Annotated in this window: 26 protein-coding genes; 12 read left to right on the top strand and 14 right to left on the bottom strand. The window is 75.0% G+C overall.

Annotated elements, in window-relative coordinates:
* The first annotated feature begins 41 nt into the window (after window positions 1–41).
* Together ACFVUH_RS23685 and ACFVUH_RS23680 are read left to right on the top strand one after the other, a co-directional pair.
* Window positions 42–1,325, top strand: coding sequence for an MFS transporter (locus tag ACFVUH_RS23685; RefSeq protein WP_355371544.1), 1,284 nt, complete (start codon window positions 42–44; stop codon window positions 1,323–1,325).
* Between the two features lie 63 nt (window positions 1,326–1,388).
* Window positions 1,389–1,772: a hypothetical protein gene (locus tag ACFVUH_RS23680; protein WP_387915241.1), complete on the top strand. Its 384-nt coding sequence runs from the start codon at window positions 1,389–1,391 to the stop codon at window positions 1,770–1,772.
* 85 nt (window positions 1,773–1,857) lie between these two features.
* Here the strand turns inward: ACFVUH_RS23680 and ACFVUH_RS23675 are convergent, their stop codons facing one another.
* The 5 genes from ACFVUH_RS23675 to paaK all read right to left on the bottom strand — a co-directional run bounded on the left by ACFVUH_RS23675 (window position 1,858) and on the right by paaK (window position 6,638).
* On the bottom strand, window positions 1,858–3,150 hold the full coding sequence (locus ACFVUH_RS23675) for an MFS transporter (protein ID WP_387915240.1): 1,293 nt from the start codon (window positions 3,148–3,150) through the stop codon (window positions 1,858–1,860).
* A 142-nt stretch (window positions 3,151–3,292) separates the two neighbouring features.
* On the bottom strand, window positions 3,293–3,661 hold the full coding sequence (locus ACFVUH_RS23670) for a metalloregulator ArsR/SmtB family transcription factor (RefSeq protein WP_355371552.1): 369 nt from the start codon (window positions 3,659–3,661) through the stop codon (window positions 3,293–3,295).
* A 53-nt stretch (window positions 3,662–3,714) separates the two neighbouring features.
* A complete protein-coding gene (locus ACFVUH_RS23665) occupies window positions 3,715–4,716 on the bottom strand; it encodes a tyrosinase family protein (RefSeq protein WP_355371555.1) in 1,002 nt (333 codons plus the stop codon).
* 1 nt (window position 4,717) lies between these two features.
* Entirely contained in the window at window positions 4,718–5,134 is a 417-nt protein-coding gene (locus ACFVUH_RS23660) for a hypothetical protein (RefSeq protein ID WP_387915239.1), read from the bottom strand.
* A 145-nt stretch (window positions 5,135–5,279) separates the two neighbouring features.
* Window positions 5,280–6,638 carry a phenylacetate--CoA ligase PaaK gene (gene paaK / locus ACFVUH_RS23655; protein ID WP_387915238.1) on the bottom strand — a complete coding sequence of 453 codons (1,359 nt, stop codon included), beginning with the start codon at window positions 6,636–6,638 and terminating at the stop codon, window positions 5,280–5,282.
* 217 nt (window positions 6,639–6,855) lie between these two features.
* On the opposite strand from paaK, the gene ACFVUH_RS23650 reads away from it, so the two are divergent.
* Both ACFVUH_RS23650 and ACFVUH_RS23645 read left to right on the top strand, forming a co-directional pair.
* Window positions 6,856–7,800 (top strand): ATP-binding cassette domain-containing protein, encoded by a 945-nt coding sequence (locus ACFVUH_RS23650; RefSeq protein ID WP_387915237.1) that lies wholly within the window; start codon window positions 6,856–6,858, stop codon window positions 7,798–7,800.
* The gene (locus ACFVUH_RS23645) at window positions 7,797–9,416 is read left to right on the top strand and encodes a hypothetical protein (protein WP_387915236.1); all 1,620 of its coding nucleotides are present in this window, start codon (window positions 7,797–7,799) and stop codon (window positions 9,414–9,416) included. The genes ACFVUH_RS23650 and ACFVUH_RS23645 overlap by 4 nt, the downstream gene beginning before the upstream one ends.
* On the opposite strand, the gene ACFVUH_RS23640 is transcribed toward ACFVUH_RS23645, so the two are convergent.
* On the bottom strand, window positions 9,417–10,154 hold the full coding sequence (locus tag ACFVUH_RS23640; RefSeq protein WP_355371568.1) for a hypothetical protein: 738 nt from the start codon (window positions 10,152–10,154) through the stop codon (window positions 9,417–9,419).
* 93 nt (window positions 10,155–10,247) lie between these two features.
* Here ACFVUH_RS23640 and ACFVUH_RS23635 point away from each other — a divergent pair, with 93 nt between their 5' ends.
* Together ACFVUH_RS23635 and ACFVUH_RS23630 are read left to right on the top strand one after the other, a co-directional pair.
* On the top strand, window positions 10,248–10,595 hold the full coding sequence (locus ACFVUH_RS23635) for a GntR family transcriptional regulator (protein ID WP_387915235.1): 348 nt from the start codon (window positions 10,248–10,250) through the stop codon (window positions 10,593–10,595).
* Window positions 10,592–11,581: a DUF1648 domain-containing protein gene (locus ACFVUH_RS23630; protein WP_387915234.1), complete on the top strand. Its 990-nt coding sequence runs from the start codon at window positions 10,592–10,594 to the stop codon at window positions 11,579–11,581. Before ACFVUH_RS23635 ends, ACFVUH_RS23630 begins: the two co-directional genes overlap by 4 nt.
* 30 nt (window positions 11,582–11,611) lie before the next feature.
* Here the strand turns inward: ACFVUH_RS23630 and ACFVUH_RS23625 are convergent, their stop codons facing one another.
* Entirely contained in the window at window positions 11,612–12,454 is an 843-nt protein-coding gene (locus tag ACFVUH_RS23625; protein ID WP_387915233.1) for a LysR family substrate-binding domain-containing protein, read from the bottom strand.
* 58 nt (window positions 12,455–12,512) lie between these two features.
* On the opposite strand from ACFVUH_RS23625, the gene ACFVUH_RS23620 reads away from it, so the two are divergent.
* Both ACFVUH_RS23620 and ACFVUH_RS23615 read left to right on the top strand, forming a co-directional pair.
* Window positions 12,513–12,947: a DUF5997 family protein gene (locus ACFVUH_RS23620; protein WP_387915232.1), complete on the top strand. Its 435-nt coding sequence runs from the start codon at window positions 12,513–12,515 to the stop codon at window positions 12,945–12,947.
* A 250-nt stretch (window positions 12,948–13,197) separates the two neighbouring features.
* Window positions 13,198–13,884, top strand: a complete 687-nt coding sequence (locus ACFVUH_RS23615; protein ID WP_387915231.1) for a transglycosylase family protein — start codon at window positions 13,198–13,200, stop codon at window positions 13,882–13,884.
* A gap of 39 nt (window positions 13,885–13,923) precedes the next feature.
* Here ACFVUH_RS23615 and ACFVUH_RS23610 read toward each other — a convergent pair whose 3' ends face one another.
* Complete coding sequence (locus ACFVUH_RS23610) at window positions 13,924–14,340, bottom strand: cupin domain-containing protein (RefSeq protein ID WP_355371582.1); 417 nt, start codon at window positions 14,338–14,340, stop codon at window positions 13,924–13,926.
* A 383-nt stretch (window positions 14,341–14,723) separates the two neighbouring features.
* On the opposite strand from ACFVUH_RS23610, the gene ACFVUH_RS23605 reads away from it, so the two are divergent.
* Window positions 14,724–15,530: a GNAT family N-acetyltransferase gene (locus ACFVUH_RS23605; protein ID WP_387915230.1), complete on the top strand. Its 807-nt coding sequence runs from the start codon at window positions 14,724–14,726 to the stop codon at window positions 15,528–15,530.
* Window positions 15,531–15,592: 62 nt separating this feature from the next.
* On the opposite strand, the gene ACFVUH_RS23600 is transcribed toward ACFVUH_RS23605, so the two are convergent.
* The 4 genes from ACFVUH_RS23600 to ACFVUH_RS23585 form a co-directional block, all read right to left on the bottom strand.
* Window positions 15,593–16,906: a M64 family metallopeptidase gene (locus ACFVUH_RS23600; protein WP_355371587.1), complete on the bottom strand. Its 1,314-nt coding sequence runs from the start codon at window positions 16,904–16,906 to the stop codon at window positions 15,593–15,595.
* 89 nt (window positions 16,907–16,995) lie between these two features.
* The gene (locus ACFVUH_RS23595) at window positions 16,996–18,897 is read right to left on the bottom strand and encodes an amino acid transporter (RefSeq protein ID WP_387915311.1); all 1,902 of its coding nucleotides are present in this window, start codon (window positions 18,895–18,897) and stop codon (window positions 16,996–16,998) included.
* A 326-nt stretch (window positions 18,898–19,223) separates the two neighbouring features.
* A complete protein-coding gene (locus tag ACFVUH_RS23590; RefSeq protein ID WP_387915229.1) occupies window positions 19,224–21,473 on the bottom strand; it encodes a heavy metal translocating P-type ATPase in 2,250 nt (749 codons plus the stop codon).
* A 123-nt stretch (window positions 21,474–21,596) separates the two neighbouring features.
* Window positions 21,597–21,881, bottom strand: a complete 285-nt coding sequence (locus ACFVUH_RS23585; RefSeq protein ID WP_387915228.1) for a heavy-metal-associated domain-containing protein — start codon at window positions 21,879–21,881, stop codon at window positions 21,597–21,599.
* Between the two features lie 194 nt (window positions 21,882–22,075).
* Here ACFVUH_RS23585 and ACFVUH_RS23580 point away from each other — a divergent pair, with 194 nt between their 5' ends.
* Window positions 22,076–22,357 carry a metal-sensitive transcriptional regulator gene (locus ACFVUH_RS23580; protein WP_387915227.1) on the top strand — a complete coding sequence of 94 codons (282 nt, stop codon included), beginning with the start codon at window positions 22,076–22,078 and terminating at the stop codon, window positions 22,355–22,357.
* A gap of 88 nt (window positions 22,358–22,445) precedes the next feature.
* Window positions 22,446–23,432, top strand: a complete 987-nt coding sequence (locus tag ACFVUH_RS23575) for a hypothetical protein (RefSeq protein ID WP_387915226.1) — start codon at window positions 22,446–22,448, stop codon at window positions 23,430–23,432.
* A gap of 149 nt (window positions 23,433–23,581) precedes the next feature.
* On the opposite strand, the gene ACFVUH_RS23570 is transcribed toward ACFVUH_RS23575, so the two are convergent.
* On the bottom strand, window positions 23,582–24,376 hold the full coding sequence (locus ACFVUH_RS23570) for a metal-dependent hydrolase (RefSeq protein WP_355375506.1): 795 nt from the start codon (window positions 24,374–24,376) through the stop codon (window positions 23,582–23,584).
* A gap of 320 nt (window positions 24,377–24,696) precedes the next feature.
* Here ACFVUH_RS23570 and ACFVUH_RS23565 point away from each other — a divergent pair, with 320 nt between their 5' ends.
* A complete protein-coding gene (locus tag ACFVUH_RS23565; RefSeq protein WP_380690206.1) occupies window positions 24,697–25,302 on the top strand; it encodes a disulfide bond formation protein DsbA in 606 nt (201 codons plus the stop codon).
* Here ACFVUH_RS23565 and ACFVUH_RS23560 read toward each other — a convergent pair.
* Window positions 25,295–26,611, bottom strand: coding sequence for a DUF418 domain-containing protein (locus ACFVUH_RS23560; RefSeq protein WP_387915225.1), 1,317 nt, complete (start codon window positions 26,609–26,611; stop codon window positions 25,295–25,297). The two genes, ACFVUH_RS23565 and ACFVUH_RS23560, sit on opposite strands and share 8 nt — an antisense overlap.
* Window positions 26,612–26,707: the final 96 nt, after the last annotated feature.

Raw genomic sequence — 26,707 nt, 5'->3', positions numbered from 1 at the left:
GATGTCCGACACCCGGATCCGCCCATTCTGGAGGACGGCCCGTGACCGCCACCCTGTCCACTGCCGGCTCCGCCGTCCGGCTCGGGCTCCGCGCCAACCTCGCCCAGTTCACCCTGCTGGTCGCGGTCAACGCCCTGGTCGGCGGCATGCTCGGCCAGGAACGCACCGTCCTGCCCCTGCTCGCCGACCGCACCTTCCAGCTCTCCGCCTACACCGCCGCACTGACCTACATCGTGGCGTTCGGCGCGACCAAGGCCGTCACCAACTTCTTCGCGGGCGCCCTCTCCGACCGCTACGGCCGCAAGCCGGTGCTGGTCGCCGGCTGGCTGCTCGCCCTCCCGGTGCCGCTGCTGCTGATCTGGGCGCCGACCTGGGGCTGGGTGGTGTTCGCGAACGTCCTGCTCGGCGTCAACCAGGGCCTGACCTGGTCGACCACCGTCATCATGAAGATCGACCTGGTCGGCCCCGCCCGCCGGGGCCTGGCGATGGGCTTCAACGAGGCCGCCGGCTACCTCGCCGTCGCCGCCACCGCGATGGGCACCGGTGCCATCGCCGCGCACTGGGGACTGCGCCCGCAGCCGTTCCTGCTCGGCATCGCCTTCGCCGCCCTCGGCCTCGGCCTGTCCGTCCTCGCCGTCCGCGAGACCCGCGAACACGCCCGCGCCGAGGCCGCCCGCCACCCGGCCCCCGCCAACCCCGACCACCACGGCGAGCTGACCACCGGCCAGGTCGCCCGCACCACCAGCCTCACCGACCGGGCGCTGTCCTCGGCCAGCTGGGCGGGCATGGTCAACAACCTGAACGACGCCCTCGCCTGGGGCGTCTTCCCGCTGCTGTTCGCCACCCACGGCCTGTCGGTCGCCCGGATCGGCCTGCTCGCCGCCCTCTACCCGGCGGTCTGGGGACTGGGCCAGATCCTCACCGGCTGGTGGTCCGACCGGATCGGCCGCAAGCACCTGATCACCGCCGGCATGCTCCTGCAGGCCGTCGCCATCGGCCTGGTCGCCGCCGGCACCACCTTCCCGGTGTGGGCACTCGCCCAGATCCTGCTCGGCGCCGGCACCGCGCTGGTCTACCCGACCCTGCTCGCCGTCATCGGCGACGTCGCCCACCCGGCCTGGCGCGCCCGCGCCGTCGGCGTCTACCGCCTCTGGCGCGACGGCGGCTTCGCAGTCGGCGCCCTCCTCGCCGGAGCGCTCGCCGACGCCTACGGCGTGACCACCGCCATCTGGGCGGTCGCCGCCCTCACCGCCACGGCGGGCGCGGTCGTCGCGGTGCGGATGTACGAGACCCACCCCCGCGCGGCCCGTGGCGAATCCGCCTGAGCGGGCGGCCCCCTCGGCGGATACTCGCTGGACCCGCCGCGGAGCGGAGCCGATAGTGGAGCGATGTGCTTCCGTCGCATCAGTTCGAGCCGACATTTCGTCTGCCTGCCGTGCCGCGCGTCCTCCAAGAAGCGCGACGCGAACGACGGCCGCGCGAACCGCTGCCCGCGCTGCCGGGGCTGCCTGATCGACGCCGGCCACGACCTGGAGGTCCCCCGCCGCACCGACACGGCCGGGTGGCGGGCACTCACCGTCGTGCTCAACGCGGGCATCACGTTCCACTCCTCCTGCTGCGAGGGCCCCGGCTGGCGACCGCGCACCCCGCGCGAGGTGAAGGAACGCCTGACCGCGGCGGCGAGAAGCGGCGCCCCGATCCGCAAGGCCCTCACCACGGCGACCCCGGCCGACCTCACGGTCAGGACACGCACACCCCGCAGGCCCCGCTGACCCCCTGCCGGGACGACGGCACCGCCCGACGGTCCCCCGCCGGCCCGAGCGCGGGCGGGCCCGAGGGGTCGTCCGGGCCCGCGCGTCACCGGGCGGCAGGACGGGGCCGAGGAGGGAGGGACCGGACCGGGCGCGGGGCCCGGGCGGGGGGCCAGGTGTGGAGGGCGAGGGTGGCCGCCGCGAGGGCGAGGACGCCGAGGGCGAGGGTGGCGGCGGGGAGGCTGGCGGTGGCACCGAGCCAGCCGGCCAGGGGGTAGGCGAGCAGCCAGCAGCCGTGGGAGAGCGAGAACTGGGCGGCGAAGGCGGCCGGCAGGTCCGCCGCCGGCACGGCGGAGCGCAGCAGGCGACCGCCCGGGGTGAGGATCAGCGAACCGGCCGCGCCGAGCCCGGCCCACAGGGCGAGCAGCGCGGGCCAGCGCCATCCGCCGCCGCCCGCCGTCGGCCCCGCCGCGGTGACCAGGGCCAGCGCGGCGAGCAGGCCCACGACGGCAAAGGCGGCGGGCAGCATCACCGCGCGGTCGGTGACCCGGTCCAGCACCCGGGGCAGCAGCAGCGCCACCGTCATCGAGCCGGCGCCGTACGCGCCGAGCGCGAGCGGCACGTCGGCCGCCGGCCGGCCCAGTTGCCCGCGGACACAGACGACGGTGTTGACGATCACCATGGCCCCGCCGGCCGCGACGGCGAGGTCCAGGGCGAGCAGCGCCCGCAGGCGTGGCACGGAGAGGAAGAGCCGGATCCCCGCCAGCGAGCGCGAAGCGAGCGCCCCACCCGGGCGGGCCGCGCCACCCGGTCCGCCCGCCCCGGCCGTGCCGCCCGGCAGGACCACCGAGACCACCAGGGCGGCGGACGCGAGGAAGCCCGTCACCGTCCCCCAGAACAGCCAGCGGTAGCCGACCAGCGCCAGCACCCCGGCGGCCAGCACCGGGCTGACCAGGCTCTCGGTGTCGTAGGCGAGCCGGGACAGGGACAGCGCGCGGGTGTAGTCGTGCTCCTCGGGCAGGACCTCCGGGATGACCGACTGGAACGCCGGGGTGAAGGTCGCCGAGGCCGCTTGCAGGACGAAGATCAGCAGGTAGACCTGCCAGACCGAGCCGACGAACGGCAGCCCGAGCGCCACCCCGGCGCGCGTCAGGTCGGCGGCGACCAGCAGTCGGCGCCGCGGGATCCGGTGCGCGAGCGCGGCGACGACCGGGGCGATCCCCACGTAGGCGACCATCTTGATCGCCAGCGCGGTGCCGAGCACCGAGCCGGCGTCGGCGCCGGCGAGGTCGTAGGCGAGCAGGCCCAGCGCGACGGTGGCCAGGCCGGTGCCGGCGAGGGCGACCACCTGGGCGGTGAACAGGTGCCGGTAGGTGCGGTTGCGGAGGACGGAGAGCATCGGGGGCTCCGTTCGGACTCGGCGCGCGGGCCGGGGGCGTCCCGTTCGGGCTGCCGTCCCTCCAGAATAGGCCAACATGTGCATACCTGTGCACGTATTGAGGGCGGCAATCCGCCCAGGGGTACAACGGTGGATCGCGCGCTCAGTCGTGCGGGGGCAGCCCGCTGATCTGGTGGTCGGCGACGTTCAGCGCCTCGTGGACCAGCCGCCGCAGGTGTCCGTGCCGCAGCGTGTACACCACCCGCCGCCCGTCCTTGCGGGTCGACACCAGCCCGGCCAGCCGCAGCTTGCCGAGGTGCTGGCTGACCGACGGCCGCGCCGCGCCGGCCGCCTCGGTCAGCGTGGTCACGTCCGCCTCGCCCTCGCCCAGCCGCTGGAGCAGCGCGAGCCGGGTGCGGTCGGCGAGCAGGGCGAGGATGCCGGCCGCCACGTCCAGCCGCTCGTCCAGCCGCCCGTCCGCGCCGGAGTGCTGCGATTCATGTGCACCTGATACCTGGACGCTGCCGCTCATGGCCTCAGCTTAGGGCGTGTCCGGTGACTTCCCGCCGGGCCGGCGTCCCGGCCTCAGGGCAGGACGTCGTAGGTGTAGACGGCGGTCGAGTCGAGGACGGACTCCGGCGTGGCGGAGGAGCCGAGCGGGGAGACGATCGGGTCCTTGAGGCGGTGGCCCTGCAGCGAGGCCGGCGCGGACTGGTCGGGGAGGTAGTGCCGCCCGTTGCGCCGCATCCAGCCCTCCCAGATCCGGTCGATGTTGCAGTGGTGCAGGTAGAAGGCCGGCTCGTTGGGCGAGGAGGCCAGGCCCATGTCACGGCCGATGTAGACGTGCACCAGGTTGTGCAGGCCGAAGGGGTTGAACCCCTCCAGGCGGTTGCGGAAGCCCTCCGAGGTGACGTCCCACGGCGCGAAGTCGTAGACGGCCAGGTTGGGGTCGCCGGTCGCCGGGTCGCTGTCGTACGCCGCCGTGACGTCTCCGGCGGTCGGCAGGTTGGGCGCGTCCACGCCGAGGGCCCGGCGCAGACCGCGCGGCGGGCGGTTGATCAGCGTCAGCATGGAGTTGACGTCGATCCGGACGCGGAAGGCATCGGGGTCGGCGGGGTTGGCCGGGTCGACCCCGAACGGGCCGTCGGTGACCGCGCCGCCGGCGGCCGGGGAGCCGGTGCCGCCCATGCAGGTCGGCTTCCAGAAGTCGCTGTCCGACGGGCGGGCGAGCGCCGCGTCCGCCGTCCAGTCCCAGTAGGGCAGGCCGAAGGACGGATCGCCCAGGACGCGTTGGAGGTTGGCCTCCAGCAGGCCGAGCATGACCCGGTGCCAGGGCAGGAAGATCGGGCCGCGGTGGGCGGCGTTGCGGACGTCGGGATCGCCGCCGGGCGGGACGGCGGTGCGCATCGACATCACGTGCCAGATCACGAAGAGGTCGTAGGTGCGGACGGTCTCGGCCGGGCCGGCGATGCCGAAGTCGGCGGTGGTGAAGGTGCTCTGCTCGCGTTTGAGCAGGTTGACGCCGGAGGTGTAGGCGTCGCGGGCGGCGGGGTCGGTGAGGATGTTCCTCCGGACGACGGCGGCCATCTCAGCCGCCTCCGTGCCCGTGGCCGTGGCCGCCGCCCATGTCCATGCCCGTGCCCGTGCCACCCATGCCGGTACCCGTCCCCGTACCGGAGCCGGATCCGCCTGCGGCCGTGAACTCGTCGGGATAGTTGTCGATCAGCGCCTTCACCGCGTCCAGTGCCGAGAGGAACCGGTACGCGGGCAGGGCATGGCAGTGCAGGGTGCCGTTGTCCTCCACGCCGATGTGCGCGCCGATCGGGCGGCCGTCCACGGTGATCTCGTACCTGGTGGTGACGACGATCCGGTGGCCGTCGTACAGCGTCGTGCGGACCGTCGTCGCGGGCCCCATGTGAGGGGCGGCCGGCGGGCGCGGCAGGCTGCTGAGGTAGCCACCGAGCTTCGCCGGAGTGGCAGCGGCGGCCAGGCCTTCTGGGTCCATGGCTGACTCCCGGGCTGAGGGCGGCCCCGGGCGTGCCCCGGAGCACGGTTCTCCCGCCTCCCACCGTCCCGCAGAACCGCCCGCCGCGCGCGGCGGGGCGGCGTTTCCGCAGGTCAGCCGCCCTACAGGCCGGTTCCCTCGGAGGTCACCCCTCCCGGAGGTCCGCGATCCGGCGGATCTTGCCGACGGAGCGCTCCAGGCTGTACGGGTCCACCACCTCGACGTCCACGCTCACCCCGACCCCGTCCTTGACGCCCCGCGCGATCTCCGCGGCGGCGGCGGCCCGTTGCTCGGGGGCGGCGTCCGGACGTGCCTCGACCCGCACCGTCAGGTGGTCCATCCGGCCCCGGCGGGTCAGCCGGAGCTGGAAGTGCGGCGCGACGGCGGGCACCCGCAGCAGGACCTCCTCGACCTGGGTCGGGAAGAGGTTGACCCCGCGCAGGATGATCATGTCGTCGCTGCGGCCCGTCACCCGGGCCATCCGGCGGAAGGCGGGGCGGGCGGTGCCCGGCAGCAGACGGGTGAGGTCGCGGGTGCGGTAGCGGATCACCGGCAGCGCCTCCTTGGTGAGCGAGGTGAAGACGAGTTCGCCGCTCTCGCCGTCCGGCAGCACGTCGTCGGTCAGCGGGTCGACCACCTCGGGGTAGAAGTGGTCCTCCCAGATGTGCAGGCCGTCCTTGGTCTCCACGCACTCCTGGGCGACGCCGGGCCCCATCACCTCGGAGAGGCCGTAGATGTCGACGGCGTGGAGGTCCATCCGCCGCTCGATCTCGGCGCGCATCTCCTCCGTCCACGGCTCGGCGCCGAAGATGCCGACCTTCAGCGAGGTCGACCGCGGATCGACGCCCTGCCGCTCGAACTCGTCGAGCAGCGTGAGCAGGTAGGACGGGGTGACCATGATGATCTCGGGGCGGAGGTCCTGGATCAGCTGGACCTGGCGGGCCGTCATGCCGCCGGACGCCGGGATCACCGTGCAGCCGGCCCGTTCGGCGCCCGCGTGCGCGCCCAGTCCGCCGGTGAACAGGCCGTAGCCGTAGGCGATGTGCACCGTCTGGCCGGGCCGCCCGCCGGCCGCCCGGATCGAGCGGGCCACCACGTCGGCCCACACGTCGAGGTCGTGCTCGGTGTAGCCGACGACGGTGGGCCGGCCGGTGGTGCCGCTGGAGGCGTGGATCCGGCGGACCTTCTCCCTCGGGACGGCGAACATGCCGAACGGGTAGGTGTCGCGCAGGTCGGCCTTGGTGGTGAAGGGGAAGCGGGCGAGGTCGGCGAGGGTGCGGCAGTCCTCGGGGGCGACGCCGGCCGCGTCGAACCTGCGGCGGTACAGCTCGACCTCGTCGTAGGCGTGGCGCAGCGTGGCCCGCAGGTGCGCGAGCTGGTGCGCGCGCAGCTCCTCGCGAGTCATCCGCTCGCCGGCGTCCAGCAGTTCGTCCGGCGGCGCTTCGCCCGGCCGCACCGCCCCGGGTGCCCCGGCTCCGCCCGGGTCCGCCGTTCCGCCGCTCATCGCGCCTCCTCCCAGCCATGCCTACCGATCATTCGGTCGGCACTCGACGGGGCCAAGTAATCCAGTACCCGAACCACCTGTCAAGGGTCGGCGCGCACGGATCCCCGCCCCTCCTCAGCCCCGATCTCTGCCGAACGGCAGATGGCAGCGGCCCGCCGATCGGACAGGCTCGTCGTCGTCACCCGCCGTGAACGTACCCGCTGGAAGAGCAGATCGCATGAGCCGACCCGACCTCCGCCCCTCCCCCCTGCCCGAGGACCCGCCGTACCTCGAACTGACCGACGTCAGCAAGGTCTACCGCGGCGGCAAGCGCGCCGTCGACGGCCTCTCGCTGCGGCTCGGCCCCGGGCTGCTCGGCCTGCTCGGACCGAACGGCGCGGGCAAGTCCTCACTGATGCGGATCGTCGCCACCGTCACCCGGCCCACCTCCGGCCGGCTCACCTACCGGGGTGCCGACGTGCTCGCCGAACCCGAGCGGCTCCGCCGCGAACTCGGCTTCCTCCCCCAGGACTTCGGCGTCCACCCGCAGCTCACCTCGCGCGAGTTCCTCGGCTACCTGGCCGCCGCCAAGGGCCTCTCCGCCCGCTCCGCCCGGGCCCGGATCGACGAGCTGCTCGCCCTGGTCAACCTCACCGAGGCGGTGCGCCGCCCGCTCGGCGCCTACTCCGGCGGCATGCTGCGCCGGGTCGGCATCGCGCAGGCGCTGCTCGGCGATCCGCGCGTCATCGTCGTCGACGAGCCCACCGCCGGGCTCGACCCGGAGGAGCGGGTGCGCTTCCGCAACCTGCTGAGCGCGCTCGCCGAGGACCGGGTGGTGCTGCTGTCCACCCACATCGTCTCGGACGTCGAGTCGGTGGCCGGGGACATCGCGGTCGTCGCCGGCGGGCGGCTGCTGCGCCGGGGCAGCCCGGAGGAGCTGCTGCGCGGCCGGAGCGGCCGGGTGTGGGAGGTCCTGGTGGACGCCGGGGCGGTCGCCGCCGTGCAGGCGCGGTACGTGGTGAGCCGGATGGTGCGCACCGGCGACGGCCGGGTCCGGCTGCGGCTGCTCGCGGACGGTTCGCCGTTCGCCGACGCGGTGCCGGTCGCCCCGGACCTGGAGGACGCGTACCTGGGCCTGGTCCGCTCCGCCGCCACCGACGACCGCCCGGGGGTGCGGCGATGAGCACGACCGCCCTCGCCGCGGCCCGTGCCGGGGCGCCCGCCCGGCTCTGGCGGCTCGCCCTCGGCGACTTCCGGGACCGGGTCCGCCGCCCCGCCTACGCGGTGACGCTGCTGGCCGCCGTCGGCCTCGGCCTGCTGGCCGTCCCGCCCGCCGACGGACACTGGGCGATCCTCGCGCTGGGCCGCTACCGGGGCGAGTACACCAGCGCGTACGTCGGCACCGCGACCGCGCTGGCCGGCGCGCTCTGGCTCACCCTCGGCGGCTTCTACGTGGTCCGCAAGGGACTCGGACGCGACGAGGAGACCGGCGTCGGCCAGTTGCTCGCCGCGACGCCGCTGCGCACCGTCGAGCTGCTGCTCGCGAAGTTCCTCGGCAACCTGCTGGTCCTGGCGTCGATGCTCGGCGTGCTCGCGCTCACCGCGCCCGCCCTGCAGCTGGTCCGGGGCGAGGACCGCTCGCTCGACCCGGCCGCCCTGCTGACGCCCTTCCTGGTGCTGACCCTGCCGCTGCTCGTGGCGACGGCGGCGCTGGCCGTGCTGTTCGAGACGGTGCCGCTGCTGCGCGGCGGGCTGGGCAACGTCGTCTGGTTCGCCTGCGCCCCGGCCCTGCTGATCGCCGGGGAACGGCCCGGCGCCCCGCTCGGCGGGCTGGGCCTCGGCCCGGTGGCCGCCTCGCTGCGGGACGCCCTGGCCGTGCGCGGGGTCGACCTCGGCGGCGAGGAGTTCAGCCTCGGCCTGACCAAGGTGGACACCCCGCTGGAGCCGTTCCCCTGGGAGGGCGTGGGCCCGGACGGCGGCTTCCTCGTCCAGCGGCTGCTGCTGGTGCTGCTCGCGGTGGCGGTCGCCGCCCTGCCCGCGCTCTGGTTCGCCCGCTTCGACCCGGCGCGCCGGGCGTCGGCCGAGCGCAAGCCGCTCCTGGGCGGTGGCGAGGAGGCACCGGCGCCCGCCGCTCCCCCGGTGCTCGCGCCCACCCTGACCACCGCCGCCCCGGCCCACGCGGGGACGGGCCGCGGCTTCGGCCGCCTGCTGCTCGGGGAGGCCCGGATGCTGTTCGCCGACGCCTCGCGCTGGTGGTGGCTCGCCGCCGCCGGTCTGGTCACGGCCGGCCTCGCCGTCCCGCCGGACACCGGGGCGGGCGCGGTGCTGCCCGCCGCCTGGATCTGGCCGGTCCTGCTCTGGTCGCGCCTCGGCAGCCGCTCGGCCGAGTACGGCCTGGAGGCCCTGCTCGGCGCCTACCCGGCCGCCCGCGCGCGGCTGCTCGCCGAATGGGCCGCCGGGGTCCTGCTCTCCGGCCTGGTCGGCGCGGGCGTCCTGGTCCGCCTCGCGGCGGCCGGTGACACGGCCGGGGTGGCCGCCTGGTCGGCCGGTGCGCTGTTCGTCCCCTCGCTGGCCCTCGCCCTCGGCACCGTCTCCCGTTCCCACCGCCTCTTCCAGGCCCTCTACCTCCCGCTCTGGTACCTGGTGGTGAACCAGGTCGCCGCCCTCGACTTCATGGGTGCGGTCCGCCGGGCCGGCCACCTCGCCGGCCCCTCCCCGGTCCTCGTCGGCGCCCTGGCCCTGGCCCTGCTCGCCGCCACCCTGGTCGCCGCCTCGGCCCGCCGGGCACTGCGCGGCTGATCACCCGTCGGCGACGATCGCGTCGGCGACCGCGAAGCCGGCCTCGCAGACGGGGCAGACCGCGCGACCGAAGACGTACGTCAGCACGCCGGCGACCTCGCCCCGGCCGTCGGCGAGCGCGAGGCCGTGCAGGCGCCGGCCGAGGCCGTCGAGGTCGGCGGGGGCCGCGGGGCGCAGCGGACGGGTCTCGACGTCCCCGTCCGCCAGCACGTAGTCCTCGGCGGTCGAGAAGAACCCGGACTCGCCGAGGACGATGAACAGATCGCACTCGCAGTCCGGACAGGCGATCTGGTACTCCTCGTTGACGATCCCCCAGGCCAGCTCCTCGCTCCAGCCGGGGACGCCTTCGAGACCCAGCAGGGCTTGCAGGAGATGGACGTAGTCGGCGGCGTCCGTGCCGCCCCTGAGCTGCCGGTTCGCCGCCGCCAGCAGGGTGGCGGTCTCCGCCGCGAACCGCGAGCGGACCCCGCCCGCCCCGTGGTCCTGCTCGGCCCCGGCCATGATCGCGCCGGCCAGGAGCACGGCGTCGACCTCCTGCTCCCGGTCCCCGCACCCGGCCCGCGCGGCCAGCCAGGGCAGGGCCGCGAAGCTGGCCGGGTAGACGGTGCCCTGGTGGTACAGCGCCGACCAGAGGTCGCTCCACAGGTCGGCGGTCGGCGCCGCGACCAGCCGGTCCAGCAGATCCGGGATGTCGTCGGCGGGGCCGTAGGCATGGGTGAGTCGGGACCAGTCCGTCATACCCGGATCCAACCAGCCGGTGGGCCCGGCCCTCGGGCCGGGGGTCGCCGCCCCGTGGCAGGACGCCGGTATGGTGCTACTGTCACTAGCACCATGTTGCTGAAGCTGGAGGCCGGGGACCCGCGGCCGTTGCACGAGCAGGTCGCGGGAGCGATCCGGCGGGCCGTCGCGGACGGCGAGTGCGCGCCCGGCGAACGGCTGCCGCCGGCACGGGAGTTGGCGGCGGCACTCGGGGTGAACGCGAACACGGTGCTGCGGGCACTGCGGGCGCTGCGCGACGAAGGGGTGCTGGAGTTCCGGCGCGGGCGCGGCGTCACGGTCGTCCAGGGCGCCGACCGGCGTGCCGAACTGCTGGACTCGGTGCGCCGGTTGGTCGCGGACGCGGCACACGCGGGCTTCGGCCGGGAGGACATCGTCGAGATGATCAGGGGGCTGGAGTGAGCAGGGATGCACGGCAGGACGGCCGGCGTGGCGGGCAGGCGGCGGTCCGGGCCGTCGGGGTGCTCGGGGTGCTCGTGCTGCTGCTCGGACTGCCCTGGGGCGCCCGGGCCCGGCTGCCGGAGCCCCTGGCCACGCACTGGAGCGGGGCGCACCCGGACAATTCGTCGTCGCTGACGGCCGCCGTGCTGTTCCCGGCCGGAGTGTGGGTGGTCGGGGCCGCCGTGGCGGAGGCCGTCCGATGGCACGGCGGGGAGCAGGCGCGGCTCTGGGCCGCGGTCGCAACGGCCTTCGGGGGTGCGTTGCTGACGGGCATTCAGGTCTCGATCGTCTCGGCCAACCTGGACCGCCCGAGCTGGCAGGAGGCCCGGCCACTGGGCGTCGAGGTGGCACTGGTCCTGGCGGCGGCGGTCGGGTCCGGCCTGGTGGCCTGGCGTCTCGCCCGGCGCGGCGGACCCGGGCCGCGCCCCGTGACGGCCGCCGACGGGCCGCGGCTCGACCTCCCGGACGGGCAGCGCGCCGTCTGGCTCTCCCGGGCGGTCAACCCCTGGCTGGGCCTGCTGGCCGCCGTGGCCGGCCTGGGCGCGGCGGGCGCGGCCCTGGCCGGGTTCGCCGGGCTGGGCGGTCCGTCCTGGGCGGCGGCCGCCACGCTGGCGGTCGTCGCGCTGGCCGGGGCCGCCTGCTCCTCGGTCCAGGCCCGGGTCACCGAGCAGGGCCTGACCGTGGCCTTCGGCCCGCTCGGCCGGCCGTCCCGGCACTGGGCGCCGGAGCAGATCGCCTCGGCCCGGGCCGAGCAGCGCTCCCCGGCCGAGGTGGGCGGCTGGGGCTACCGGCTGAGCGGCCTGGGCACCACGGTGATGCTGCGCCGCGGCGAGTGCCTGGTGATCAGCCCCCGCGAGGGCACGGACTTCGCGGTGAGCGTGGACGACGCCGAGCGCGGCGCCGCCCTGCTGAACGCCCTGGCCGCCCGCCGGAACGCCGCCGGGTGAGGCGACCGGCGCGGACCTGTTCGCCCCGGGTCAGCCGCGGCGCTTCGGACGGCCCCGACGGGCAGCCGCCGAACCACCGGAAGCGGAACCCGAGCCGCCGCGCGGGCGGCCGCCGCCGGTGGCGCGGCCCGTGGCCGGTCGGCCGCCGGTGCCCTTGCCCGTGTTCTTCGCGGCGCCGCCGCCCTTGGCCGCACTGCCCTTCGCGGCGCCGCCCTTCGTCGTGCCGCCCTTGGGCTCGGCCGCGGCTGCGGCGGCGCTCTGACCACGGCCGCGGGAGCTGTTGACCGTCCGGCCGCGCACGATGCCGATGAACTCCTCCACCAGGTCGGTGGTCCGGTCCTCCGGCCAGGACAGCGCGACCCGGGACTGCGGGGCGTCCGCCATCGGCCGGTAGGTGAGGTCGCGCCGGTGGTGCAGCCGCGCCAGCGACTGCGGGACGAGCAGGACGCCGACACCGGCCGCGACCAGCTCGATCGCGTCCGCCGTGGTCGCCGGCCGCTCGATGGCGGGCCGGCCGGGCAGCTGCTCCCATTCGAGCGTGTCGTCGAGCGGGTGGAAGACCACCTCGTCGGCGAGGTCCTCGACGGTGGCCTCCTCGGCCGCCGCCAGCCAGTGGTCCTTCGGGAACACCACCACCGTCGTCTCGGTGTACAGCGGGATGGCGCTCAGGCCGGTCCGGTCGACCGGCAGCCGCACCAGGCCCGCGTCCGCGCCGCCCGCCCGCAGCGTCGGTTCGCCGTCGGCGGCGTCCACCGCGACCAGGGCGAGCGGAACGTCCGGCAGTCGCTCCGACCAGACGCGCGCCCACTTGCCGGGGGTCACGCCCGGGACGTACGCGAGCCGGAACGAGGGTGTCACCTGCATCTCTGTCACCCGACCAAGGCTACCGACCGTGACAGGCGGCCCCCGCCGCTCGCTTACCCTGGTCACCATGACATCGCTCAAGCAGAAGACCACGCAGACCATGAAGCCGGCGACGGCGGCGAAGAAGCTCGGGGTCTACCTCGGCGCCACCCCTGCCGACTTCCAGTCGGGCGTGATCTCCCGCGAGGAGCTCACCGCCCTGCAGTCCGAGCCGCCGCAGTGGCTGCAGGACCTGCGCCGCAACGGCCCGCACCCGCGGTCCGTGGTGGCCTCGCGGCTCGGCGTCTCGGCGTCCGGCCTGGCGCGCGGCGGCATCACCGAGGCGCTCACCACCGCGCAGATCGAGGAGCTGCGGGACGAGAACCCGGAGTGGCTCCAGCGTGAGCGCACGATCCAGGCGGAGGTCCGCAAGGAGTCCGTCCGGGTCAAGGACAAGCACGAGAAGGAGGAGAAGCGGCGCAAGCAGACGGCCGCTGCGGCCGAGCGCCAGCAGGCCCGCTGACCTGCGTCTTCACCGTCTTTTCGAATACGCTCCACCCCGGCCCCCCGGCGTTCGCGCCGGGGGGCCGTCGTCTGCCGGAACGGCGGGGCGCGGCGGGCTTCGGCCGGGGGGCCGGTCGGGTGGTGGCGCGAGGCCGCCCGGGTGACCCGGCCGACGTGTCGACGACGTGTCGGCGCCCCGGGTGTGCGTCGGTGGGAACGCGCCGCTCCCGAGCGGCACACGCCCCTGTCCCCGGACCTGAGAGCCGCGCATGCCCCCCACCGCGCACCTGCGCCGACTGCTTCCGACCGCCGCCTGCACCCTGGCCGCAGCCGTCCTCGCCGCCCCCGCGGCGCACGCCGCGCCACCGGGTCTAGGAGGTGGGGCGGGCACCGAACGGGGGGCCGTGATCGACTGGGACCGGGTGGCCGCCTGCGAGAGCGGCGGGAACTGGAGGATCAACACCGGCAACGGCTACTTCGGCGGCCTCCAGTTCGACCAGCCGACCTGGCGGGAGAACGGCGGCCTCGCCTACGCGCCGCGTCCCGACCTCGCCAGCCGCGAGCAGCAGATCGCCGTCGCCGACCGGCTCGCCGACCGGCGCGGCCTCAAGCCGTGGCCGGTCTGCGGCACCCGCGCCGGCCGCACCAGCGAACGGCCGCCGGTCGCCGGCCGGCCGGCCCACAAGCCACCGGCGCACCAGGAGCCGGTCCGCCAGGCACCGGTCCGCCAGGCACCGGCCGACGAGGAGGAGACCACGACCGGGACACCCTCCGCGCCTCCCCCGGCCGACGGGTCCGGCACCTGGACGGTGCGCGACGGGGACACCCTCGACAGCATCGCCGCCGAACTCGGGATCGAGGGCGGCTGGCCCGAGCTGTACGAGCACAACCGCGCCGTGCTCGGCGAGGACCCGGACCTCATCCAGCCGGGGCAGGAACTCGTCCTGCCGCTCTGAGCCGCACCGCCCCCGCCCGCCCCGGGCCCGCGCCACCCGTCAGCCCACCGTGGGCTGCCAGGGGCCGGACTCGGGGCGGGCCTCCGTGGTCGAGCCGTCCGGCCAGGGCGGCACGGTCAGGGCGACGATCCGCAGCGGGCCGGGGCCGTCCTCGTCGGCGCGGAACTGGAAGGCCGTCCCCAGCGGCACCGAGACCGCCGTCCCCGCCCGCAGCAGCTCCACGCTCTCCCGGCCGGACTGCCGCCGCCAGATCCGCCCGCTGCCGCCGATGACGTACCAGAGCTCCTGCACGGTGCTGTGCGACACCGCCCTGCTCACCGCGCCGGGGGCGAGTTCGAAGACCGCCTGACTGCCGAGGCCCTCCAGTACCAGCAGCGGCCGGACGACGGCGCCGTCCGGGGCGCGGACGACCGGGGCGTCCTCGGTCTCGGCGGTGCGGAACGGCTGCTCACCCATGTCACCCGGCCCCTCTCGGCTCCGGCGGGCCCCCACCCGCTCCCTCCGGCGATGGGACCACACCCCCGCCCGTCCCGCCAGAGCGCCGTCAGAGCGTGCCCGTGTCCGCGGCCGCCGACGGACCGGGCCGGCGCCCCGACCCCCGTCCGGGGCGCCGGCCACCACCACCTTCCCGCCGCGCCCTCCCCGGCGGCTGCGGGTCGCGCCGGCCCTGGAGCGGCTGACCGAGGGCGAGACGCGACTCGCGCTGCTGGCCCAGGAGTTGGGGTTCAGCGACCAGGCGCACCTGACCCAGGTGGTGCACCGGACCGCCGGCCGGCCGCCTACGGGCCCTGCTCGGCCCGGCCGGCCCGGTGGCGGGGCGGCGGGCGTAGGCTCGGCGGATGCCCCAGCACTCCTCCTCCGCCCCGCTGACCAGCCTGCACGACCGCGCGGCGCTCGCCGACCGCTTCGGCCGCGACCCGGAACTGCACCTCTTCGAACTCGGCGACCTGGACGAGCCGTTCTGGTCCCACACCGCCTGGTACACCGCCTCGGCGGACGGTCCGGTGGCGCTGCTGTACGCCGTCGGGGAGGTGCCCACCCTGCTCGGCCTGGCCCGGCCCGAACGCGCCGACGAGCTGGCCGGGCTGCTCCGGGCGATGCGGCCGGTACTGCCCCGGCGTCTGCTCGCCCACCTCACCACCGGCGGGGTGGACGCCCTCGCCCCGGACTACCGGGCCGAGCACCGGACGGCGATGCTGCGGATGGCGCTCACCGACCGCGCCGCCCTCGCGCCCCATCTCGGGCGCGAGGCCGGGCTGCTCGGCGCGGCGGACCTGCCGGACCTGCTCGCCCTGTTCGCCGCCGGCTACCCGGACAACTGGTTCGACGAGCGGATGCTGACCACCGGCCCGTACGTCGGCATCCGGGACGACGCGGGCCGGCTGGTCGCCACGGCCGGGGTGCACGTGTCCTCCCCGGAACGGCGGGTGGCGGTGATCGGCAATGTCACCACCCACCCGGAGGCCCGCGGCCGGGGCCTCGCCGCCGCCTGCACGGCCCGCCTCTGCGAGCTCCTCGCGGAGGGCGGCGCCGACCACATCGGCCTCAACGTCCGCGCCGGCCACCCCGCCGCCCTCCCCCTCTACCGCCGCCTCGGCTTCACCACCGTCACCGGCTACGACGAGGCCGTGCTCGCAGCAATCTGACGCCCCGCTCCCCCACCAGCGCAGGAGGTCGGACCCGCCGACTTCCTGCGCCGACAGCCTGGTCAGCGGGTGACGGGCCAGGTGAGGGTGGCGGTGAGGCGGGGGCGCAGGGCGGGGTCGAGGACGGCGGGGGTGGTGTCGGTGGCGGTGGCGGTGAGGGTGTGGACGCGGCCGGGCGGGCCGGGGAGCGGGAGGGTGCGCAGGTTGACGTCGGTGCGGCCGCGCAGTTGCGGGAGCTCGCGCCCGTCCACCGACCAGGTGAGGGCGGTGCCGGCGACCGGGAGGTCGATGCTGAGGCGGTCGGCGCGGGTGAGCGGGGTGCCGGCCGGGGTGGGGCTGGTGAGCGGGACGGCGTGCCGGTAGAACCCGGCGATCATCGCCTCCCGCCCGGGCAGGTTGAACTGCCGCCCCAGCGAACGCATGATCGAGTTCTCGGTCGGCCGGTACAGCCCCTTGGGGAAGTAGCTGGCGCCCTCGTAGGCGCCGACCACTCCCCCGTCGGGCGAGGTCCGCCCGAGCCAGCGGTACCACTTGAGGTGGTCACGGGCCAGCCGGTCGGCGGTGTACATGCTGATGTTGGACACCTCCGGCTCGCCCTCCTCCGCCGGGTAGACGTCGTCGCCGTCGTAGAAGTACTCGTCGGCGAGCTTGCCGACCGAGTGGCCGGTCTCGTGGATGGCCACCTGGCCGGCCCTCGGGTTGCCGCCCGCGACCGTGGCGATGCCGTCGTAGCCGAGCGGGGAGGCGACGTTGTAGCCGGCGCCGCCGTACTTGGCGGTGTTGGCGACGACGAGCACGAGGTCGGCCTCCGGCGCCTTGACGGCGTACTTCTCGACCGCGTCGGTGTCGACGCAGAGCAGGCGCTCGATGTCGTCGCACCAGAAGTAGGAGCCCAGGGCGGTGTGGCGGACGGTGGCCCGGTCCGGGTCGCCGGTGATGCCGGACTCGGCGGAGACGGTGGCGACCGCCCAGACGTTGAACAGGCCGCGGTAGGAGGCGTACGGCTCGACGGAGCTCAGGTCCTGCCACTTGGCGGCGGCGTCGGCGCGGAACCTGTCCTGCTCGGCCGCGGTGTAGCCGTCGCCGATGACGACGACGTCGACCTTGCCCGCGGGTTCGCCGTTGCGCAGGATCGTGGTGACCTCGCCGTCCCCGGCGGCGGGCGCGAGTCCGGGCCGGCCGGCGGCCAGGTACGGGGAGGCGGCGGGCACGGTGGCCCGGCCGATCGAGCCGTCCTCGCCGAACACCTCGACGCCGTACCGGGCGCCGCCCGACGGTGAGGAGGCACCGGCGGACGCGACGGCGGGGGCGCTGCCGAGGGCGGCGAGGGCGAGGGCACCGGTGAGGGCGATCGAGCCGATCCTGCGATGGCGCACGGGCGTTGCTCCTCTGCGGGTGGGGCCGGTGGAGCCGCCATGGTAGGCAGCTGACGGCGCGTCGGCACAAGCCCCAGGTCCCTGGGGGCTCAGCCGACGTGCACGCGCGGCCGGCGGGCCGGGTCCGGCTCGGCCTCGCGGAGGACCTCGCGGGTGACCGGCGCGACCTCGCCCTGGCCGAACAGGAAGAACCGCAGGAACTGGGCGAACGGATTGCCCTCGGTCCACTCGAAGTAGATGTGCGGCTGCTGGCCGGTGCGGTCGCGCACGGCGAGCAGCAGCGCGGCGAGGGCGTTGGGCACGCTGGAGCTCTCCAGGCTGAGCAGCCGGTAGCGGTCGTGCAGCACCTCGCCGTGCACGGTGAGCACCGCCTCGAACTCGGACGGGTCGCGGACCGTCACCTCGACGAAGACCAGGTCGTCCTCGGCGGGGATGTCGTTGTGGGCGCGGATCTGCTGCTTCTTCCGCTGGTACTCGGCGAGGCCGCGGCCCTTCGGCTCATTGGCGATCAGCCGTAGCGGACGGTGGGTGTAGTCGTGCACGAAGCGCTCGGCGGCCTCGTCGAAGACGATGTCGGTGACCCGGAGTTCGAAGGCGCGCTTGAGGCGGGAGAGGAAGGAGAGCAGCACGATGGCCGCGATGAAGCAGGCGCCGATCTTCACGCCGTCCGGACGCTCGGCGATGTTGAGGGCCGTGGTGTAGAGGAAGACGGCCGCGATGACCGCGAAGCCGATGGTCCAGCCGTGCTGGCGGGCGGCGCGGGCGGCGATGGTGACGGCGATGGCGGCGGAGCTGATCAGCACCAGCACGCCGGTGGCGTAGGCGCCGCCCTGGGCGTCCACGCTGGCGTCGAAGATCCAGGTGACCAGGAAGGCGATCAGGGTGAGCACGATGACCATCGGCCGCACCGCCTTCGCCCAGTGCGGGGCCATGCCGTAGCGGGGCAGGTAGCGCGGCAGCAGGTTGAGCAGACCGGCCATCGCGGAGGCGCCGGCGAACCAGAGGATGGCGATGGTGGAGAGGTCGTAGACGCTGCCGAAGGTGTTGCCCAGGTACTCGTGGGCCAGGTAGGCGAGCGCTCGGCCGTTGGCCTGGCCGCCCACCTCGAAGGCCGCCTTGGGGATCAGCAGGGTGGTGATGAAGCTGGTGGTGATCAGGAAGACGCTCATGATCAGCGCGGCGGTGGTGAGCAGCTTGCGGGCGCCTCGGATCCGGCCGGCGGGGCGTTCCTCGGTGTCGTCCGGGTCGCCCTCGATGTGCGGCATGACGGCGACGCCGGTCTCGAAGCCGGACAGGCCGAGCGCCAGCTTCGGGAAGACGACCAGTGCGACGCCGATCATCGCGATGACGTTGCCGTGCTCGGCGGTGAGCGCGTCCGCCCAGTCGCCTACCACGTGCGGGGACTTGAAGAGGTGGTAGAAGCCGGTGACGACGACCACCACGTTGAGCGAGAGGTAGACCCCGACCAGAACGACCGCCAGGCCGATCGCCTCGCTGAAGCCCTTGAGGAAGACGCCGCCGAGCAGGGCGACCAGCACCAGGGTGATCAGGACCTGCCGGCCGGCCAGGGCGCTGTTCAGGTGCGGGTTCTCGACCAGGTGGGCGGTGGCGTCGGCGGCGGACAGGGTGATGGTGATCATGAAGTCGGTGGCGGCGAAGCCGAGCAGGGCGAGCACGAAGAGCTTGCCCTTCCAGAACGAGAGCAGGCGTTCCAGCATCGCGATCGAGCCCTGGCCGTGCGGGCTCTCCACGGCCACCCGGCGGTAGACGGGCAGGGCGCCGCAGAGGGTGACGACGACGAGCACGACGGTGGCCACCGGGGAGAGCAGGCCGGCCGCGAGGGCGGCGATGCCGGGCTGGTAGCCGAGGGTGGAGAAGTAGTCGAGGCCGGTCAGGCACATCACCCGCCACCAGGGGCGGCTCTGTTCGGCGGGGGCCTGGGCGTGCGGGCCGGGGTGCTGCTTGGCCCGGTCGGAGAGGCCTTCCAGCAGCCAGGCGCGGAACCGCTGTTCGCGCGGGGTGCCGCCGGCGACCGAGCCGGGGACCCGCGTCCTGCGGCGCGGGCGGTACGAGCCGCCCGCGCCGTCCGTTCCCGAGGAAGCCACCCTGCACCCCTTGTCCACGGCCCCGGATGCCGTCCGTCCGACGGCGGGGCGACAGGGCGACAGGCTATGCGACGGGGCCGCCGACCTGCGGGAACGCCTCGGCGGTGTCCCCTCATCGGGCCAGTGCGGTCCGGACGCGCGGGAGCCCCCCGGAACCGGGTGGTTCCGGGGGGCTCCGTCCGTCGGCCGGCCTTCGGTCAGCGGGCCGGCGGTCAGCGGAAGGTGCGCAGCCGGAGGCTGTTGCCGACCACGAAGACCGAGGAGAAGGCCATCGCCGCTCCGGCGATCATCGGGTTGAGCAGGCCGGCGGCGGCCAGTGGCAGGGCGGCGACGTTGTAGCCGAACGCCCAGAACAGGTTGCTCTTGATGGTGCCGAGGGTCCTGCGGGAGAGCCGGATGGCGTCGGCGGCCGAGCGCAGGTCGCCGCGGACCAGGGTGAGGTCGGCGGCCTCGATGGCGGCGTCGGTGCCGGTGCCCATGGCGAGGCCGAGGTCGGCCTGGGCGAGTGCGGCGGCGTCGTTGACGCCGTCGCCGACCATCGCGACGATCCTGCCCTCGGCCTGGAGGATCTCGACGGTGGCCACCTTGTCCTCGGGCAGCACCTCGGCGATCACGTCCTCGGCCGGGATGCCGACCTCGGCGGCGACCGCCTCGGCGACCAGCCGGTTGTCACCGGTGAGCAGCACCGGCCGCAGGCCGAGGGCGCGCAGTTCGGCGATGGCCTCGGCGCTGGTGGGCTTGACCGCGTCGGCGACCTCCAGGACGGCCCGGGCCGCGCCGTCCCAGCCGACCGCGACGGCGGTGCGGCCGGCGGCCTCGGCGGCGCGCTTGGCCTCGGCGAGCGCGGCGGGCAGGTGCTGCGACCACTCGGCGAGCAGGGCCTCCCGGCCGGCGACCACGGCGTGGCCGCCCACCACCCCCTGGACGCCCAGGCCGGGGATGTTCTCGAAGCCCTCGACGGGGGGCAGGGTGCCGAGCCGCTCGGCGGCCGCGGTGGCGATGGCGGCGGCGATCGGGTGCTCGGAGGCGTGTTCCAGGGCGCCGGCCAGGCGCAGCGCCTGCTCCTCGGTGACGCCCTCGGCGGTCCGTACGGCGAGCAGGGTCATCCGGCCGGTGGTGACGGTGCCGGTCTTGTCCAGGACGACGGTGTCGACCCGGCGGGTGTTCTCCAGCACCTCGGGGCCCTTGATGAGGATGCCGAGCTGGGCGCCGCGGCCGGTGCCGACGAGCAGGGCGGTCGGGGTGGCCAGGCCGAGGGCGCACGGGCAGGCGATGATCAGCACCGCGACGACGGCGGTGAAGGCGGCGGTCCAGCCCTCGCCGGTGCCGAGCCAGTAGCCGAGGGTGGCCAGGGCCAGCGTGATGACGACCGGCACGAAGACCGCGGAGATCCGGTCGGCGAGCCGCTGGGCGGCGGCCTTGCCGCTCTGGGCGTCCTCGACGAGCTTGGCCATCCGGGCGAGCTGGGTGTCGGCGCCGACCCGGGCGGCCCGGACGACCAGCCGGCCGCCGGCGTTGACGGTGGCACCGGTGACGGTGTCGCCGACGCCGACCTCGACGGGCACGGACTCGCCGGTGAGCATCGAGGCGTCGACGGCCGAGGCGCCCTCGACGACCACGCCGTCGGTGGCGATCTTCTCACCGGGGCGGACCACGAACAGCTCGCCGACGGTCAGTTCGGTGACCGGGACGCGGACCTCGGCCCCGCCGCGCAGCACGGTGACGTCCTTGGCGCCGAGTTCCAGCAGCGCCTTGAGCGCGGCGCCCGCGGTGCGCTTGGAACGGGCCTCGAAGTAGCGACCGGCCAGGATGAAGGCGGTGACGCCGGCGGCGGCCTCCAGGTAGATGTTGGACGAGCCGTCGGAGCGGGCGATGGTGAACTCGAAGCCGTGCCGCATGCCGGGCATCCCGGCGTGGCCGAAGAACAGCGCCCACAGCGACCAGAGGAAGGCGGCGCCGGTGCCGAGCGAGACCAGGGTGTCCATGGTGGCGGCGCCGTGCCGGGCGTTGGTCCAGGCGGCCTTGTGGAAGGGCCAGGCGGCGTAGGTGACGACGGGGGCGGCGAGGGTGAGCGAGAGCCACTGCCAGTTGTCGAACTGGAGGGCCGGGACCATCGCCATCGCGATGACCGGGACGGCCAGGGCGAGCGCGGTGATCAGCCGCCGGCGCAGCGGGGCGAGTTCGTCGGCGGGCTCGGCGCCGCCGTCCGGGCCGGCGGGCTCGGCGGTGGCGGGGCGGGGCACGGCGGCGGTGTAGCCGGTGGCCTCGACGGTGGCGATCAGATCGGCGACCTCGACGGCGCCGGTGACGCTCACCCTGGCCTTCTCGGTGGCGTAGTTGACGGTGGCGGTGACACCGTCCATGCGGTTGAGCTTCTTCTCGATCCGGGCGGCGCACGAGGCGCAGGTCATGCCGCCGATCTGGAGTTCCACCTCGGTGGAGGCGGGTGCCTGGGTGGTCATCTGGGCTCCTCGTGGGTCGTCGGTGAGGCGGTGGGGGCGGGTCGAGGTTCCGGGGCCCGATACCCCCAGGGGGTTCGGGCGGGTGAAGCGGCGGGGGCGCCGGGCCCCGGGCCCGCCGGGTGATCAGGCCCGGCCGGCGAGCTCGTAACCGGCGTCGTCGACGGCGGCGCGCAGGGCCGCCTCGTCCAGCTCCGCCTCGGCGGAGACGGTGACCAGGCCGGCCGGGACGTCGACGCGCACGGCGGTGACGCCGGGGAGGGCGGAGACCGCCTTGCCGACGGCCTGCTCGCAGTGGCCGCAGGTCATCCCGGCGACGGCGTAGACGGTGGTCACGGTGGTGACGGCGGCGGGGTCGACGGTGACGGTCGCGCCGGTGGAGCAGGTGCCGTCGGCGGAGCAGCAGGACATGGGTTCCTCCATGAGGTGGGTAGCACCCTGGAGATACCTGGTGGGGGTATCCCCTTGTGATGGCTCCTTTATACCCCTGGGGGGTATGCCATGCAACCCCTCGACCGCCAGAGGCCATCCTTGACGTCATACCCCCCGGGGGTATCTAATCGAGGGCATCGGAGGACCAGCTCGACGATCCGGGGGAGATTCCCATGAACGGCTACCACCACGAGAAGGACCAGGTACAGCGCAGACTGCGCCGGGTCGAGGGCCAGATCCGCGGGCTGCAGCGGATGGTCGACTCGGACAGCTACTGCATCGAGGTGCTCACCCAGGTCTCGGCCGTCACCAAGGCGCTCCAGTCGGTGGCACTCCAGTTGCTCGACGACCACCTCGGCCACTGCGTGCAGGACGCCATCGCCAAGGGCGGCGCCGAGGCCGATGCCAAGGTCGCCGAGGCCTCGCAGGCGATCGCCCGCCTGATGCGGGCCTGAGGCGCACCCGCCGAGCCCGCCCCGTCCAGCCCGTCCAGCCCGTCCGCCCCCACGCCCGCGCCCGCGCCCGCGCCGCCAGGAGTCCGCCATGAACACCGCACTGAAGATCGCCGCCTTCGCCACCGGGGTGACCACCGCCTTCGGCGCCGCGTACGGCGTCGGCCACCTGACCGGCGACGGGAAGCCCGCCCCGCGCCCCACCACCGCCGCGCACGCCGGGCACACCCCGGCCCCGGCCGCGAGCGCGGGAGCGGCAGCCGCCGAACAGCTCCCCGGCGGCCTCCAGGTCTCCGAACGCGGCTACACCCTCGCCCTGGAGAACCCCTTCGTCACCGCCGGCGCCCCGACCGAGCTGAGGTTCCGCGTCCTCGGCGCCGACGGCCGCCCGGTCACCGACTACCGCCCGGCCCACGAGAAGGAACTGCACCTGATCGTCGCTCCGCGCGACCTCGCCACCTTCCAGCACCTGCACCCCGTCCGCGCCGCCGACGGCACCTGGAGCGCGCCCGTCGCGCTGCCGGCCGCCGGGGAGTACCGGGTGTTCGCCGACTTCACCCCGGCCGACGCCGCCGAGGGCCTGACCCTGGGCGCCGACCTGCACGCCGCCGGCGAACTGCGCCCGGCCCCGCTGCCGGCGACCGGCCGGACCGTCACCGTCGACGGCTACACCGTCACCCTGGACGGCGAGCTCACCCCGGGCCGGGCCGGGCAGCTGACGCTGAACGTCGGCCGGGACGGCCGGCCCGTCACCGACCTCCAGCCCTACCTCGGCGCGGCCGGCCACCTGGTCGCGCTGCGCGCCGGGGACCTCGCCTATCTGCACGTCCACCCCGACGGCCACCTGCCCGAGGGCGCCGCGACGGCCGGCGGTCCGGCGATCACCTTCACCACCACGGCGCCCAGCGGCGGCGAGTACCGGCTCTTCCTGGACTTCCAGCACCGGGGCACCGTGCACACCGCCGCGTTCACCCTCCCGGTGGGCGGCACCCCGGCACCCGCCGCCACCGGGGCGCCCACCGCAGAGGCGCCCACCACCGCGCCGGCCGGTCACGACGGCGCGGGCCACCAGCACTGACCCCGCGCCCGACGTGCGAACGGGCCCCGCACCGGAGGACATCCCTCCGGAGACGCCGTCGGCGGTGAGGTGGTCGCCGATGTCGACGTCCGTGCGGAACCGGTCGAGTGCGGGGCCCGTTCGCACGGCGCCACCGCACGGCGGCCCGCTCAGCTGAAGTAGCCGAGCGCCCCCACCGCGCACAGTCCGCCGGCGCCCATGAACACCGGCATCAGCACCTTCAGCTCCACCCAGCTGCCGGCCCGGAAGCGCATGCCCTTCGGCGGGCCCAGCGGGTACCAGCGCTTGCGCCCGATCGGGATCGGCCAGAGCACCGGGCAGCCCGAGACGGTCAGCGCGTCGCCCAGGCAGTGCACCAGCGCGCCGAGGGTGATCGGCAGGCCGATCCACAGGTACTCCTGCCCCGGCTGGTCGAACAGCCAGAGCGCACCGTTGCCCGGCTTGTCCAGCACGCCGGTGATCAGCCAGGTGGAGGCTGCGCCGAGCAGCCAGACCAGCACGTCGCTGGAGCCCCGGGCCTGACGCCAGAGCAGACCGTCGATCGCCAGCACCATGTGCACGAAGAGCACCACCAGCACGCCCCAGCGTCCGCCGTACACGGTGACGGCCGAGGCGCCGGCGCCGCAGAGCACCGCCCAGAGCCAGGTGTGGGTCAGGGTGCGGTGGCCGCCGGAGCGGCGCGGGTCGTGCCGGCTGCGGGTCGCCTTGTAGACGGCGTAGGAGAGGTTGTCGATCACCTCGCAGAGGATCCGCGACACCGGGCCGAACGCCCGGGATATGGTCGCCGCCTTGTGGTCGAGGTCCGGCGCCAGCGCGGCGCCCGCGCAGATCAGCGCCCCCGTCAGCAGCACCGGCCAGGGCATCGGTTCGCCCATGGCCTCCGCGATCGCCCCCACGCCCAGCCACGCCGCCGCGCCGGACAACGAATGCGCCGGTCCCATCATCTTCTCGGCTCCCGCCCTCGTCCCTCACCGCCCATCGCGAGGGCTTCGCGAGGGCCTGACCGGGCGGCAGCATAGTCGCCCATGATCGAAAACATTGGAAGCCATGAATTCACTCGAATGGCGGAAGCGATTCATCGGCGAGAGGGAGGCCGCCCACCAGGGGCGCTGACGGAGCGTCACCGATCCGGGTGGTTTTGACGCCCGGGCGCGTCGTGGGCGCCCCCAGCGCGCGCCGGACGGACCGATCCGGCAAGTGGCCCAGGAATTCCGTGCCGGACCGGCCCTTCCCGGCGGTCCGCCGGGCTCCTACGCTCGGCCGGGTGACCAACACCGTGGACTTCTACTTCGATCCCGTCTGCCCCTTCGCCTGGATCACCTCCCGCTGGATCCTGGAGGTCGAGAAGCACCGGGACCTCGACCTCACCTTCCGGGTGATGAGCCTGTCCGTGCTCAACGAGGGCCGCGAGGACCTGCCCGAGCGCTACCGGCGGCTGCTCTCCACCGGCTGGGGCCCGGTCCGGGTCTGCGTCGCCGCCGCCGAGCAGCACGGCGTCGAGGTGCTGCGCGACCTCTACACCGCGCTCGGCACCCGGCTGCACGTCCAGGACCGGGAGGCCGACGACAAGCTCGTCCGGGAGGCGCTGGCCGAGACCGGCCTCCCGGAGGAGCTGGCGGAGGCCGCGCACACCACCGACTGGGACGAGGCGCTGCGCCGCAGCCACCACGCCGGCATGGACCCGGTCGGCGAGGAGGTCGGCACCCCGACCATCCACGTCGACGGCACCGCGTTCTTCGGGCCGGTGCTCAACGCGATCCCGCGCGGCGAGGAGGCCGTCCGGGTCTTCGACGGCGTGCGGCTGCTGGCCGGGAACCCGGCGTTCTTCGAGCTCAAGCGGACCCGGACGGGCTCGCTGGACTTCAGCTGAGCGGTTCGCGGGGGCCGGGCGGTGCCGCCCGGCCGGTCCCCGCCGCCGCGCCGTCCGCGACACCGTCCGCCGCGCCGCGCCAGCGCGGCCGGGACAGCGTGGTGAGCGCGCGCAGCAGCCATTCCACCGGCCCGTACGGGTGCCGGGTCAGCCACCGGCGGCAGCACACCGCCTGCACCGCGAACAGCGCGACGCCGATCAGCGCCACCCCCGCCGGCGCCACCCGCCCGACCAGCCCGGCCCCCACACCGGTGAACACGAGCACGCAGACCAGCGACTGCGTCAGGTAGTTGGTCAGCGTCATCCGCCCGGGCGGCGCCAGTACCGCCACCAACCGCCGGCCGTGCCGCCCCCGGGCGATCCGCAGCACGGTGGCCGCGTACGCGGCGGCCAGCACCGGCGCGGTGATCACGTCCACCCCGAGCGCGAACACCTGCGCGGAGACACCGGGGTGGGCGAGCGCCGACCAGGTGTAGACGCCCGCGCCGAGCAGTCCCAGCGGGAAGCCCACCGCCTGCAGCCGGCGCAGCGTCCGCTCGTGCCGGGCGAGGTCGCTCAGCGCCCGGTGCCGGCCGGCCGCCAGTCCGAGCAGGAAGGCCGCGAGGGCCGCCGGGGCCTGGAAGAACACCAGCAGGAACACCACGCTCGGCAGCTGGTCGAGGTGCGCCCCGACCACCGACCCGAAGCCGCCGCGCAGGGCCTCGGTGGCCCGCTGCGCATCGGCCGCGACGGCCGCCGGGTCCCCGCCGTCGGCGCCGCGCAGGGCCAGTGCGAGCAGCAGGTAGGCGGTGGAGGTCACCGCGAACAGCACGACGGCCGTGCGCACCGCGGTGCGCGGCCGGATCCGGTGCAGCGCGAGCAGGATCAGCCCGAGCACCGCGTAGGTGGTGAGGATGTCGCCGGGGAAGAGCAGCACGGCGTGCAGCACCCCGAGCACGAACAGGCCCGCCAGGCGGCGCAGGAAGCGCGGGGTGAAGCGGGCGCCGCGGCGTTCGGCGGAGTCGAGCTGCAGGGTGAAGCTGTAGCCGAAGAGGAACGAGAACAGCAGGAAGAACTTGGCCTCGAACAGCAGCGCCACCACGGCCCGTACGCCGGTGTCGAGCGCCGAACCGAGGCCCGGCTCGTCGACGCCGGTGCCGTGGTAGGCGGAGGCGAGGTAGGTGATGTTGACGGTCAGGATGCCGAACAGCGCGAAGCCGCGCAGGGCGTCGACGTCCGCGAGCCGTGCCGGACCGGCCCTCCCCCGGTCCGGGTCGGCGGTGGTGGTCGTGGCGGTGGTCGTGGTCGTCGCGGGTCGGGTCCGCTCCATGGAATCCCCTCCAGAAACTATCGCCATGGAAACTCTCGCTTCGAGAATGAACGTTATATGCTCGATCGCGCAAGTTCGGACGAGAGGGGCGCACCA

Source organism: Kitasatospora sp. NPDC058032, assembly GCF_042885845.1.
Classification (GTDB): domain Bacteria; phylum Actinomycetota; class Actinomycetes; order Streptomycetales; family Streptomycetaceae; genus Kitasatospora.
The sequence above is the reverse complement of the archived record's forward strand: the minus strand, read 5'-3'. Positions and strand labels throughout refer to the sequence as shown.